Here is a 13378-nt window from a genome sequence, read left to right on the forward strand (position 1 = left end):
ATATGAGCACTAAAAGCGAGACAATCGGTCTTATAGCAGGAGGGGGACAGTTCCCCCTCCTGGTTGCAAAGGGCGCCGCAGCACAGGGTCATCGTGTTGTGGCGGTTTTTTTTAAGGGCCATTCCAATCTTGAAGTAAGCGCGCTTGCGGATGATTCAGTGGAGCTGATGCTCGGCCAGCTTTCCAGGCTTATCTCCTTTTTCAAGAAGAACGGGGTGAATAAGGTTGTCATGGCCGGAACAATCAACAAGCCCAAGGCCCTTGATGTTCGTCCGGACCTGCGTGCAGCCAAGCTTCTTTTCAAGCTTGCCACAAAAGGGGACGATGTTCTTCTGCGGGCCATCACAAGAGAATTTGAATCCGAGGGCATGCAGGTTGTAGGGCCGCACGTTTATGCGCCGCAATTGCTGACCCCGGCAGGACTGCTGACAAAGCGCCGTCCCAGCGACGTTGAAAAGACGGATCTTGCAACTGGATGGCGTATTGCCCATGAGCTGGGGAGGCTCGACATCGGGCAGTGTGTTGTTCTGCGCGAGGGGATCATTACTGCGGTCGAAGCAATCGAGGGGACTGACGCTGCAATCAGGCGCGGTTGCGAACTCGGAGGAAAGGGCTGCTGCATCGTCAAGGTTTTCAAGCCCGGCCAGGAGGATCGCGTAGACATGCCTTCCATCGGATTGAAGACCGTTCAGGGCATGCATGAACTCGGTGCAACCTGTCTGGGAGTTGAAGCCGGTAAGAGTCTGTTTTTCGATCTGGATAAGGCCGTTGAGTTTGCCGACAGAAACGGTATCTGTATTGTAGGTTTGACGGAGGACTGGTTTTTGTAACTGATTTGTTTGATATATGTTCCTGATTATGCTAAATTAAATAGCTGGGTTGAAGATTTGTCGGGGCTGTACTAAGGGGAGGAACAGCTTAGAATGGAGAATCTGGATTACTGCTTTTTTTTCGCGCCCTCGCAAAGGGCGCGGCTATCACCTGTTGCGTACTGTTTTTTTCGGGTTTTCGGTTGGTCCCTGATTTTTATCACTTTGACCGTTGAACATTCCCGCGCCGAGAATACTGTCTACTGGCCTTTTTTTGATCTTCCGCCTTTGGCTATGGTCAGCGATGACGGAACCATTCAGGGCGTAGGACCTGATGTTGCCGAGTACCTTCAGTTCCGGTTGAATGAATACGGGCATCAGCAATTTGTTGCGTCGCCACTTCGAATTATGCGGTCACTGCAGGAAGAGAAACACTGGGTGGCTACGGGGGTGTTCAAGACGCCGGAGCGTGAGGAGTTCCTGTGTTTCTCTAAGTTCCCATGCCGCTTGACCTGGGGACTTATGGCCGTCATCAGGAAGAGTGATGGTGCGGTAATCATTCAGGACGGGCAGTTGGACCCGGAAACGGTCCTCTCCAGCGGCGGGTATAGACTCGGCTACATCAGGGGAGTCCATTATGCCGGGCTCAATCCGGTCGTTGACAAGTATGGGTCCAACAGTTCAGTTGCTTACGCTTCCTCCGATCTCAAGAATCAGATAGCTCTCCTGCTGAAAGGCCGTATTGACTTTTTTTTCGCTGATCCATTGATTGTTTACTACACGTCGGTAAATAACCATCCTGTTGAGGAGATCGGCTTTGCGGAATGTAAGGACAGCCCTACTGATCCGGTGTTAGGGTATTTCGCCGCTCCCAGGAATGAATGGGGCCGTAAAATCATCAGTCGGATTGACCAGATTCTTGAAGAAGCCATCCGTTCCGGGGATTACAAATATCTGTTGAATCCGTGGGTCCCGGAACAAATGCGGGGCCGTTTCGATAGGGATTACAGGGAAAAATTTGAAAGTCTGGTGCAATGACGCACTGACTTCGCGCTGTTAATAATTCCTGCAGCCGGATTACATCTGCCCGCAGCAGATAAGAAAGCTGAATTTAAGCATATGTTCAGAACGCTTAAATTCAGCTTTATCTTTGTATTGCTTTCGGTTTCAGGCGGTCCCGCAGCCGCAGGGCTGTCTTGAGCCTGCGGGAACAATTGAAAATGGGGTAGGACCTGAATCAGGCCTTGCCGCAGCAGGAACCCGGAACACATCCTTTGGAGGACGGTCTTGAGCCGCAACAGCCTGTTCCCCTTGCGTCAGGGACGTTCGGAGTGTCCTTGCCGGTCAGCGAAGAAGTGGAGGACATGAGTTTCTCCCTGTTTTCGCTTCCGCAGGAAGGGCAGGGGCCGGGGTTGCCGTTGACACGGCTAATTTCTTCACAGACGCTTCCGCACTCAAGGCATTTATATTCGTATATGGGCATGGTTATCTTTATTCTGCAAAAATGTTTTCAGGGAGATAGGGATGGGTGCCTTCGATCACTTCGCATCCTGCCTTGGCCTTGATTTTGGCTAGCAGGGTTTCCTTGTGATGGCAATGGACAGCAAGGCAGGGGGCAACGTGGATCTTGGTAGGATTTTCACCGAGCTTTGAATTCCAGAGCTTCATCAGGGCCATGCGCGGAACTATTGCCACGCCCGGACAGTCGCCGCAGCTCATGATGCCCATGAGTTCTGCATCTGCGTCATAACGCTCAAATTCTCCGGCACGGCGGTTGAAGCCGACCATGCAACGGGAACAGCCGACACAGGTGTCATCCATGGTACGTTTGCAACCGATGATCAGAATTTTGTCCTTGGCCATCTTTTTCTCCTAAATCGTATTTTGTGTGTTTTGCTGAAATCATCCGGCTAAAGATGATTCTCCATCTTTCTCCATATTTTTTCCATTTGTCTGCCCATTCCGTCCTGGTCGTATTCCACCACGGAGAGCCCATTTATCTGGGCTTTGGTGAAAACCGTATCGTAGGGCAGATCCCCGGCGAGGATGATTTTCTTTTCAGCGCAGAAGGAGCGGATCTCGTTTTCCTGATCAGCGTTGATGCCGCACTTGTTGATTATCGCCATGGAGGGGATTCTGAAGTGCTCGGTCAGCTTGTGCACGCGTTTGAGGTCATGCACGGCGGAGATGGTCGGTTCGGCAACGAAAACCGCAAGGTCGGCGTTGGTGAGCGATGCGATTACCGGGCAGCCTACTCCTGGAGATCCGTCCACCAGCACCAGTTCCGCTCCGTCCCGTTCAGCCGCTTCGGCTGAGGCATTGCGGACCGTGGTCACGAGTTTTCCGGAGTTTTCTTCACCGATACCGAGTGCGGCGTGGATCATGGTTCCGAATCTGGTTTCGGACCGGAACCACTGACCGCATTTGCGCGGATGTACAGTGACTGCCTTCGCAGGGCATACATAGGAGCAGACTCCGCAACCTTCGCATTTTTCGGGAATGACTTCAAAGTTGTCCGAAATTGCGTCAAAACGGCAATGTTCAGCGCAAAGCCCGCACTGCATGCACAGGTCCGCATTGATAGCCGGTCTTTCTCCGCTTACGAATTCCCTGGTTTCAACCACAGTGGGGTTCAGGATCAGGTGCAGGTCCGCGGCGTCGACATCGCAGTCCGCAAGTACTTTTTTCGGCCCCAGTGCCGCAAGTCCGGAAACAACACTGGTCTTGCCTGTACCGCCCTTGCCGCTGATGATTACTAACTGTTTCATTTGTTATGCCCCGCTGACCTGAGTTTGAATTGCCGCCCAGACTTCCGCGAAAATGTCCCTCAGTCCGGGAATGGTCTCGTAAAGCAGGCCACCTCCTGAATATGCGGATGCTGCTTCGCGGCTGTGCGGCAGGGAGCCCAGCAGCGGAATATTCTGTTCCTTGAGATATTTTTCAACACGATCATCGCCCATGCCGGCCCTGTTGATGACCACACCGCATTTCATGTCGAGCGTGTCCATCAGCTTCACGGCCAGATCAAGGTCGTGCAGTCCGAAGGGGGTCGGTTCCGTGACCAGCACCACGTAGTCGGCACCTTCAACGGATTCCACCACCGGGCAGGAGGTGCCGGGGGGGCAGTCCAGAATATTCACTTCCGCCGGGGGTGAAAGTTTCTTCACCGCCTTGATCAGCGGCGGGGACATGGCTTCGCCGATGCGCAGCAGTCCGCGTGTGAAATCGATGTTGCCAGCCTTTCCGGTGGAAGTGGTGCCTATTTCCCGCTGTCCCTCACCTATTGCGCCGACAGGGCAGGCCAGTTCACACAGCCCGCAGCCGTGGCAGAGTTCGGAAAAGCTCAGCACGGCGTCCACCATCCAGATCAGGGATTTGAAGCGGCAGAGCTGTACGCATTTCCGGCATGATTCACCGAGGCATTTTTCCTCGTCGATTGCCGGTACGGGCAGGTTTTCGGGTTTTTCCGCGCCAAGCTCCGGTTTCAGGAAAAAATGGGCGTTGGGCTCTTCAACATCACAGTCGGTGAAGCTGACGCCAACGCCCAATGAATCAAGATAGGCGGCAAAGTTGACTGCAATGGTCGTCTTGCCTGTGCCGCCTTTTCCGCTGGCTATTGCTATTTTCATTAATATCGGTCCTTATTCGGAGATCTGTTCACGCAGTCTGCGGTTCTCTTCTTCCAGCTCAATGATGCGGCTCTCAAGTGATTCTTCATACTGAGCATCGGTGCGGACCGTTGTGGCAAAGCGGCACATGCCGTTTCTACGTCCCATTCCGCTTCTCATGCCGCCTCCGGTTCCATTCATTCCCCGGCCGCCTGCGGCTCTGCCCCTGGCCTGTCCAGCTCCACACGGACCGAGACCCTGTCCCGGCCTGTCGGAGCGATTCTGCATTCTGTTAATAACGGGCATTGATTTTGCTCCTTCTTTTTGGTTATTGGTATCTGGAAGTGAGCAACTGTCGTGCCGAAGATTAAAGTTTATTTTAATCAGTATGTTGTGTGATGTGAGAGTCCGGTTTTCAGCTGCTTCGGGCTTGTAATGCGCCCGTTTTTATTCCTGCATGGATCATAATAAGCCCGTGTTTGCCGGGCATAGGTGAAGATATGAATACTCGTTTGGACTGTCTGCCGTGTTTTCTGAAAATGGCCCTCTCCGGAATAAGGGCCGCCTGCCCGGGGCAGGAGGATGTGCATGAGGTTGTGATGAAGCACTGGGCGGCCGGTTTTGCCTCTGCGGACCTGAGTGAATCTCCGCCGTCCCTTGCCGGGCGCCTGTTTCGGGAGACATCCGAATACATCGGCGGGGTGGATATTTTCAAAGAGCAGAAGGAGCAGGCCAACAGCCGGGTGCTGGAGCTTTTGCCGCAGGTGTGGGACAGGGTCATGGGGAGCAGTGATCCTCTGCTGGCAGCCATGGGCGTATCCATCATCGGCAACTATATGGATTGCGCGGTGATGGAGCGTTTTGACTGGGAGTCCGAGCTGGAAACACTTGAGCACGGCTTGGACCGGGAGCTGTTTGCGTATTTCCTTGAGCGTGTCAGGGCGGAAAAGTCCCTGCTGGTGCTCGGTGACAATGCCGGGGAGATCGGGCTTGATACAATTCTGGCCGGGCTGCTGCGCGATGAGGGCATCAGGGTCACCTATGCTGTGCGCGGCAGCAAGGTTCTCAATGACGCCACCATGGAAGATGCGGCCATTGTAGGCATGACCGATGTCTGCGAGGTTGTTACGTCCGGGGTTGATACGCCGGGGACGGTCCTTGACCGTTGCAGCACGGAGTTCCTTGCCCGTCTTGAAGATGCGCCTGTGGTGCTGAGCAAGGGGCAGGGCAATTTTGAATCGCTCTGGGGCAGCATGGAGGGCGTGTTCTATGCCTTCAAGGTCAAATGCCCGGTCGTGGCCGATATAACAGGGCATCCCATGAAGACCTCCCTCTTCTGTCGCGAGGATTAACTTTTTGTAACTTCGGTATAATTAGGCAATACTTCTCTTTACCTGCCATTGGATTGTGTTTTAGATTTATGTCCTTGTTCGTGCTAAATTTTAGACACAGGTTGTTCCGGTGCTGCTGAGAGTAAAACAACTTTTCTGGATACTTTTCATCCTTTTCGACTCCTGCATTGTGGCTGCAGCTCTGGGTGGCGTTTTTTATCTGGAATCCGAGGGGCCCCGGCACGAGCTGGAGACACTGCTCAGCAACAAATTGGGCCGTAAGGTTGTTTTCGAAGAGAACCTGGATCTGATCTTTTATCCCTGGCTGGGGCTGGAGACCGGTCCGGTCAGCGTTTCTGCTGCTCCGGGCTCGGCTTACAAGAACCAGCTAACGGTTCAGAGCGTCGATTTCAAGGTCCGGTTGCTTCCTCTTCTGAGCGGCGAGCTCGAAGTTGATACCGTCATCGTCGATTCACCTGTGTTGCGGCTGGACCGCGGCCATGACGGCAGGCTTGATCTGCCGGTGGTCGGTGACGGCAAGCCTGCCGATTCATCCGAGCCGATCGATCTTTTTTTCCGGTCCATCTCCGTTCGCGGGGTAAGCGTTGTCAACGCCACATGTTTCTATACCGACCTCGGTACAGGTAATTCCTTTGACGTTTCTGGTGTGAATCTGCGCACCGGGCTGCTGCGCAAGGACACTCCGCTGGCATTCGATGTAAGTGCCATACTGGAGACCGATATTTTCGCCCTGAGTGCGGAATTGGGACTCAAGGGGCTGGTTGATTTTTCGCTGTCGCAGCGGTCATTATCCCTTTCCGAGACTTCCCTGTCTCTGGACGTGCGCAGCAGCGAACTGCTCGGCCCGGAAGAATCCCTTCAGGCCATAGCCAATCTTGATTTCAACCTTGTTGACGGTCTTGTGGACGTGAAGGGCCTTGTGGTGCAGGGCGGCGGAATGCGCCTTTCCGGCTCCGCAAGGTGTGAAAATATTTACCACGACCCTGATTTCAAGGGAAATCTGCATTCCACCCGCTTTGATCCCAAGGCAGTCTTTTCGAAATTCACTCCGGAACCCATTCCTGCAGGGTTCAAGGACATCCTGAACTCCGCGTCATTTTCCGTGGATTTCCAGTCTTCGCTGGATAAAACGTCCCTGAGCAACATGATTCTCAAGGTGGACGACACGACCATAAAGGGAGAATTTTCTCTCTCCGACTACACCCATCCTTTTGTTGAGTTCGATGTTTATGCGGACAAACTGTTGCTGGACCCTTATGCCCGTATTTTCAAGCATGCAGGACCGCAACCGGGGGTAAGGCCGGATAAGAAGAATCCCGAAAAATCTTCCCCTGTTCTGGGCTCCGAGCGTGGTGAGGAGCTGCGGCAGGCCGTTATTGCCGAACTGGTGCGCCGCATTCCCTGCCGGGGCCGGCTTGAGCTTGGCAGCCTTGTTTACGACGGAATGAAGCTTGAGACGGTAAGGCTGGCCGTATCTCCGGGACCGAAAGTCGCTTCCCTGAGTATAGGAAAGGGATCGTATCTGGACGGTGATTTTTCCCTGCGGGCTGATCTGGCCTTTGACGAGAAACAGGAGAAGGATACCCTGTACCTTTCCGGTAACGGGGAGGTTGCGCCGTTCTCGCTGAGCCGTATTCCCATGGAAACGGATGCCATCACCTTCCGATCCGGCAAGGCCGGGCTCAAGCTCAGGACTCTTGCCTCTCAGGGCAAGACGCTGGTGGAACTGGTCCGCAATCTAAGATTCGAGGTGGGGTTGCAGGGCAAGGGTGTTGCTGCAAGCCTCGAAAACAAGGATATTCCAGCCACGTACAGGAATTTCCACCTTGAAGATCTCAAACTGGATCTGAAGGGGGCTCCCCTTGCCGGAAAGGCCCCGGACGGGCTGGTCGGGCGCAGGGTGGGGCTGACCCTGACAGCCGGGTTGCTCAAGCCGGATATGAAGCTTGCCACAACTTTTTCCGGAGATGTTTTCTGCAACCGGGTCTATCCTGATCAGGTTGTGCTCAGAAACAGCGCGGCTGAGATTTCTGCAGTAGGTACCGGTATGCCGGTGCTGAAAAAAGCCTTCAAGATTTCAGTTGCCGGAGAGGGCAGCCTCAAGCAGCGCGAGTTCAAGCTCGGCGGATTTTCATTTAAAAGCGGCGGGATAAACCTGCACGGCGGCGTCGAGGCCAAGCGTCTGGGCATGGAAACAGCCTTTGCGGACGGAACTCTCATGCTGGACAGCGTCAAATGTTCCGAGATTTTCGACCTGTTCGGCATTGCCAAGCCGGAGACACAGGCCCCTGACGGATTCGATTCCGTTGAGCTGGACAGTTCGTTCCAGCTTAACGGGGAGAACCTGAATCTGCGGGTCAACCGTGCGCGGCTGGATAACGCCACCGCGGATGCCACCTTCGAGCTGGTTGATTTCAGCAGGCCGGTGCTCAATTTCATCGTCAACGGCCAGAATGTGGATGTGGACCGTTTCCTGCCCCCGGATATCGGGGAGAAGGGCAATGCCACAGCCTCCTCCGGCGGCAAGGATGAGTTTGATGCCCGGCTGCCGGAATGGGAGTTCCCGGACGGTCTGCTCGGAGCCATCAACGCCACAGGCAAGGTCTCCTGTGATTATTTCCGTATATTCGATTTCGGCGGCAGCAGGGTGAGTGCGGATGTGGATATGCAGAAGGCCGTTATCGGCATCCGCAACATCAAGGCGGATTTCCACAATGGCAATCTGGCCGGTAATCTCGACCTTGGACTGCGCAACGGGACCGTTACCCTTGATTCTGATTTCGAGGGACGCGGTTTTGATGCCGGGATGTTCTTCGTGGATTACGTAGGGCGAGATTGCGTTAACGGCAGAACCGATGCCTCCTTGAAGCTCAAGGGCAGTTCTTCGGCCAACACCTATTTTACCGATTCAATGACCGGAAGTCTCGCCTTCAAGATAACCGACGGTTCCTACCTGTTCGAAGCCACGGCTGCGAAGGACAAGAAGGAGAAGAAGCCCGCCAAACCGACCTCCTTCTCTCTCATGCAGGGCTCAATCAACGGGAAGGAAGGCAATTTCAGGGTAGAGGATTTCCTGCTCAAGACTGATTATCTGACCGCTACAGCCAAGGGCGGGTTCAGCTTCCCGAAAGATTCAATAAACCTTCGGGTTGATGCGGATATTATCAAACTGCCCAACCTTTATCTCAAGATTGTCAATGCCTTACTCGATGCGCTTACCGGAGTGAATGTGAGCGTTACCGGAAAACTGAGCGATCCCAAAGTCGAAGTCAAAGGGCTCGAACGCTGGGGTGATGTGCTCGGCGATGTGCTCGGTCTTCCGGAACAGTCTTTTATGTTTTTCAGGGATCTGATTTTCTGATATGTTTTTATAAAGTTATGCCTCCGGCGGCATCCTTATAAAAGGAGACTGAGATGACAGGTGGGAGATTGGGTCAGAAGGTTGTGGATTTTTTTCTGCACGATATCTGGGACTGGAGTTCGCGTCAGGTTATTGCTCCGGTCAGGTGGTTTTACACGTTTGCGCGCGTTTCTTATCTGGTGATTCTCGGTTTCCTGAATGACCAGTGTATAATCCGGGCGTCGGCACTGACCTTTACCACCATGCTTTCCATTGTGCCTTTTGTGGCGGTTGCTTTTTCTTTGATGAAGGGCATGGGCTTTCAGGATTCCCAGTTCATTTACGACATGCTGCTCAAGGTTTCGGCCGGTCGTGAGGACGTGGTGGTCAAGATTCTGGAATACGTGGACAACACCAACGTCCAGACCCTTGGCTGGGTGGGTATTGCAACCCTGCTTTTCACGGTCCTTTCCACGGTAGGAACCATTGAGAAAGCTTTCAATGTCATCTGGAAAGTTACCCACGGGCGCACTTTCTGGCGCAAGTTTACGGACTTCTTTTCGGTGATATTCATCTGCCCGGTGGCAGTAATCGTTGCGACCAGCGTCAGCATCTCCATCCGCCGCCAGACCCTGCTGCATTCCCTTGAGGGTATTTACGGTGTTTCGGCACTTGAAACATTTGTCATGAAGCTGGCCCCGCTGGTGCTGATCTGGCTGGCTTTTACCTTTATTTATGCCTTTATGCCCAACACCCGGGTGCGGGTCGGCAGTGCTTTCGCCGGTGGAGTCGTTGCCGGGACAATCTGGCATATGGCCCAGTGGGCCTACATTAACTGGCAGATAGGTGTCACCAAGTACAATGCAATTTACGGAAGTTTTGCCCAGTTGCCGCTTTTTCTGCTCTGGCTCTATTTCAGTTGGATCATTGTGCTGCTGGGCTCCGAGATCAGTTATGCTGTGCAGAATGTCATGCTCTACCGGCAGCAGCGGTTCATGCCCGATGCCGGGATTGAGGATAAACAGAAGTTTTCACTGCTGGCCCTGAGTCTGATGGCCCTGCGGTTTGACCGGGCCGAACCTCCGTATGACCTGGACGAGCTGGCCGGGGAGATCGGGGTTCCGGTCAATTTTATTGATCCCTTGCTGGATAAGTTTGTGGACGCCGGTATTCTTCTCCGTGCGGTTGATAGTGATCATGAGTTTTACAGCTTTGCGCTTTCGCCCCGGCATGTGAGCATTCTGCGGGTGTTAAGCATTATTTCCGGCAGCGGGGAGGGTGCTTCATCACGGATAGACAGCCGCGGCATGGACTATGTATCCTCGCTGATGAACCGGCTCAAGGAGCTCATTCGGTCAAGCGGCCTTGATATAAACCTGAGTAATTGTGCCGATGACATGCGCCAATACATTGCCGGGGCTGAGGGAAATCCTGCTGAACCGGCTGATGTCAAGGGCCCTGCCAACGGATCGGAAACCGATCTGGGCGAATACAGGTGACAGGGAGTTCTTTTTCAGGCATCCCTCTGGTAAGGGGGTGAAATATGAAATTTTCCGGTATAAATCTTCTTGATGAGCTGAAACGGATCGATTTTTCGGAGATACGCAGAGTCTTTTCCGAGCGAAGGGTGAAAAAAGGGGCCATTGTGTTCAGCCCGGAGGCCGGGGAGGATCTGGTTTTCGTAGTGGCGGAAGGGCGTGTGCGTATCTATCTCGCCTACGGGGACAAGGAATTCACCCTCGGAATCCTCGAACCCGGTGATCTTTACTCCAGCCATGCGGGGTGCTTTGTGCAGGCCTATGAAGACGGCATGCTGCTGGTCACCGATGTAAGATCCGTCAAACGCTGCATGGCCGAGATACCGCTTTTCAACCGCACCATGGTCCGGGTTTTGGGAAAAATTCTGCAGAATTCCTTTTCCGTTATCCACGGACTCGTGTTCAGGGACATAAATGCCCGTCTTTGCGGCTACCTGTACAAGGAAACATCCGAATCCGGGCAGGTGACTGAAGAGGGCCTCGAAATCAATCTGAACCTTACCACCGAACAGCTTTCCCTCCTTCTCGGTGCAACCCGCCAGACCGTATCAACTCTCCTTAACAACCTCGTGCGCGACGGCGTTCTCATCAGCCGTGGCCGTTCCCGCTGGCTGGTCGCAGACATGGATCAGCTCAAGCTGCTTGCTGAAAGTTAGTCTTCCATTTTTTATGCTGGCGGCGAAATCAAATTGTCATAAGCGCGAAGCTCATCAAAATTAAAAAAATATACTGTTTTTGTCGGATATCCGACAAACATAACTTCGATAATGGCTTAGTTCTATTCAACAGGAATAGTTCGGGAGCAGGAATTAATCTGCTTCCGGCAAACAGGGAGGAAAGGTTAATGGCAAAAGAACTCCGTCCGGTTGAGGAACTGTCCATATGGGAAGATGCCCGCGCAATGATCAGCAAGGCAAGGGCCGAGGGCATAGAGACTGTTCATGAAAGGCTGCAGCAGCAGACGCCGCACTGCAAGTTCTGCGAGCTGGGTACAAGCTGTCGTATATGTACCATGGGGCCGTGCAAGATCACCCCGAAATCCCCGCGCGGGGTCTGCGGCGCAGACGCTGACGTTGTGGTTGCAAGGAACTTCGGCCGTTTTGTGGCCGGGGGCTCGGCCGGGCATTCTGATCATGGCCGTGACCTCATCGAGGTGCTTGAGGCTATTGTTGAAGGCGAGACAATGGATTACCGGATTACCGATGAGGACAAGCTGCGTCGCATTGCCGCAGAGGTGGGCATTGAAACCGAAGGGCGTGACATCATGGATGTGGCCCGTGATGCCATGGAATGTTTTTTTGCGGATTTCGGCAGCAGGAAGAAGCAGGTGTCCTTTCTGTCCCGTGCGCCGAAGAAGCGGCGTGAACTCTGGGCAAAACTGGGCATGACCCCGCGCGGCATCGACCGCGAAATTGCCGAGATGATGCACCGCACCCATATGGGCTGTGATAACGATGCACCCAATACGCTCATCCATGCCGCCCGCACATCCCTTTCCGACGGCTGGGGCGGCTCCATGATTGGTACCGAGCTTTCTGACGTTATTTTCGGCACCCCGTCCCCGTCCATGTCAAAAGCCAACCTCGGCGTAATCAAGGAAGGCAAGGTCAATATTCTTGTACACGGCCACAACCCGGTGGTTTCCGAGATGATTCTCGCCGCGGCCCGCGATCCCGAGATTGTTGCCGAGGCTAAGGCTGCCGGAGCCGCAGGCATCAACATTGCCGGGCTGTGCTGCACCGGTAACGAATTGCTCATGCGCAAGGGCATACCCATGGCCGGGAACCATCTTATGACCGAGCTGGCGATCCTCACCGGGGCCGTAGAGGCTGTTGTGGTTGATTACCAGTGCATCATGCCCAGCCTTGTTCAGATTTCCGGCTGTTATCATACCAGATTCATTGATACTGCACCCAAGGCCCGTTTCACCGGGGCCACCCATTTTGATATTGAACCGCATAACGCCTTGGAACAGGCCCGCGAGATAGTGCGTCTTGCTGTAAAAGCCTATACCGAGCGCGACCCGTCCCGTGTGGATATCCCCTGTGAACCAGTGGAGATCATGACCGGTTTTTCCAACGAGGCGGTAATCAATGCTCTCGGCGGTTCCCTTGATCCGCTGGTTCAGGCCATTGCCGCCGGTGATGTTCGCGGGGCAGTGGGTATTGTCGGCTGCAACAATCCCAAGTTTCAGCAGGATTCCATGAATGTTGGCCTGGCAAAGGAGCTGATAAAGAAGGATATTCTTGTCATCGTTACCGGATGTGTGACCACCGCCGCCGGCAAGGCCGGACTGCTCGTCCCGGATGCCATTGAAATGGCCGGATCGGGTTTGAAAAAGGTCTGCGGAGCGCTGGGTATTCCGCCGGTTCTGCATTACGGCTCCTGCGTGGACAACTCCCGTATCCTGCAGCTCTGTGCTGCCCTTGCGGACGCACTGAACGTGGACATAAGCGATCTGCCCGTAGGCGCGTCCTCCCCGGAATGGTATTCCGAAAAAGCCGCTGCCATCGGTTTTTATGCCGTTGCCAGCGGAATATATACCCATCTCGGGCATCCGCCGAACATTCTCGGTTCTGAAACCGTTACCAATATTGCGGTATCCGGTCTTGAAGAGCTGGTCGGGGCATCGTTTGTCATTGAACCTGACCCGGTCAAGACCGCAGAGCTGTTTGACGTGCGGATCAGGGCCAAGCGTAAGGCACTGGGACTCAGCGAGTAGAGCGGAGGC

12 protein-coding genes are annotated in these 13378 nt (G+C 54.0%); 7 read left to right on the forward strand and 5 right to left on the reverse strand.

Features of this window, described 5'->3' with window-relative positions; translation table 11 throughout:
• The first annotated feature begins 2 nt into the window (after positions 1–2).
• Both N7E73_RS15410 and N7E73_RS15415 read left to right on the forward strand, forming a co-directional pair.
• Positions 3–830 carry an LpxI family protein gene (locus N7E73_RS15410; RefSeq protein WP_432735791.1) on the forward strand — a complete coding sequence of 276 codons (828 nt, stop codon included), beginning with the start codon at positions 3–5 and terminating at the stop codon, positions 828–830.
• Between the two features lie 204 nt (positions 831–1034).
• The gene (locus tag N7E73_RS15415; RefSeq protein ID WP_432735792.1) at positions 1035–1847 is read left to right on the forward strand and encodes a transporter substrate-binding domain-containing protein; all 813 of its coding nucleotides are present in this window, start codon (positions 1035–1037) and stop codon (positions 1845–1847) included.
• A 199-nt stretch (positions 1848–2046) separates the two neighbouring features.
• On the opposite strand, the gene N7E73_RS15420 is transcribed toward N7E73_RS15415, so the two are convergent.
• From N7E73_RS15420 to N7E73_RS15440, 5 genes are read right to left on the reverse strand one after another with little or no spacing between them, the layout of a single operon-like run.
• Positions 2047–2292: an FmdB family zinc ribbon protein gene (locus N7E73_RS15420; protein WP_432735793.1), complete on the reverse strand. Its 246-nt coding sequence runs from the start codon at positions 2290–2292 to the stop codon at positions 2047–2049.
• Positions 2293–2300: 8 nt separating this feature from the next.
• Entirely contained in the window at positions 2301–2672 is a 372-nt protein-coding gene (locus tag N7E73_RS15425; protein ID WP_432735794.1) for a CGGC domain-containing protein, read from the reverse strand.
• A 47-nt stretch (positions 2673–2719) separates the two neighbouring features.
• Positions 2720–3577: an ATP-binding protein gene (locus N7E73_RS15430; RefSeq protein ID WP_432735795.1), complete on the reverse strand. Its 858-nt coding sequence runs from the start codon at positions 3575–3577 to the stop codon at positions 2720–2722.
• 3 nt (positions 3578–3580) lie between these two features.
• Positions 3581–4438 (reverse strand): P-loop NTPase, encoded by an 858-nt coding sequence (locus tag N7E73_RS15435; protein ID WP_432735796.1) that lies wholly within the window; start codon positions 4436–4438, stop codon positions 3581–3583.
• A 12-nt stretch (positions 4439–4450) separates the two neighbouring features.
• Positions 4451–4723: a hypothetical protein gene (locus tag N7E73_RS15440; RefSeq protein WP_432735797.1), complete on the reverse strand. Its 273-nt coding sequence runs from the start codon at positions 4721–4723 to the stop codon at positions 4451–4453.
• Positions 4724–4917: 194 nt separating this feature from the next.
• On the opposite strand from N7E73_RS15440, the gene N7E73_RS15445 reads away from it, so the two are divergent.
• The 5 genes from N7E73_RS15445 to cooS all read left to right on the forward strand — a co-directional run bounded on the left by N7E73_RS15445 (position 4918) and on the right by cooS (position 13369).
• Positions 4918–5769, forward strand: coding sequence for a damage-control phosphatase ARMT1 family protein (locus N7E73_RS15445; RefSeq protein ID WP_432735799.1), 852 nt, complete (start codon positions 4918–4920; stop codon positions 5767–5769).
• A gap of 109 nt (positions 5770–5878) precedes the next feature.
• On the forward strand, positions 5879–9130 hold the full coding sequence (locus N7E73_RS15450; protein ID WP_432735800.1) for an AsmA family protein: 3252 nt from the start codon (positions 5879–5881) through the stop codon (positions 9128–9130).
• Positions 9131–9183: 53 nt separating this feature from the next.
• Positions 9184–10608, forward strand: coding sequence for a YihY/virulence factor BrkB family protein (locus N7E73_RS15455; protein WP_432735801.1), 1425 nt, complete (start codon positions 9184–9186; stop codon positions 10606–10608).
• Between the two features lie 44 nt (positions 10609–10652).
• Complete coding sequence (locus tag N7E73_RS15460) at positions 10653–11303, forward strand: Crp/Fnr family transcriptional regulator (protein WP_432735802.1); 651 nt, start codon at positions 10653–10655, stop codon at positions 11301–11303.
• A gap of 188 nt (positions 11304–11491) precedes the next feature.
• Complete coding sequence (gene cooS, locus N7E73_RS15465; RefSeq protein WP_432735803.1) at positions 11492–13369, forward strand: anaerobic carbon-monoxide dehydrogenase catalytic subunit; 1878 nt, start codon at positions 11492–11494, stop codon at positions 13367–13369.
• Positions 13370–13378 lie beyond the last annotated feature (9 nt).

It is taken from the genome of Maridesulfovibrio sp. FT414, from assembly GCF_050916235.1.
In the GTDB taxonomy this organism is placed as follows: domain Bacteria; phylum Desulfobacterota; class Desulfovibrionia; order Desulfovibrionales; family Desulfovibrionaceae; genus Maridesulfovibrio.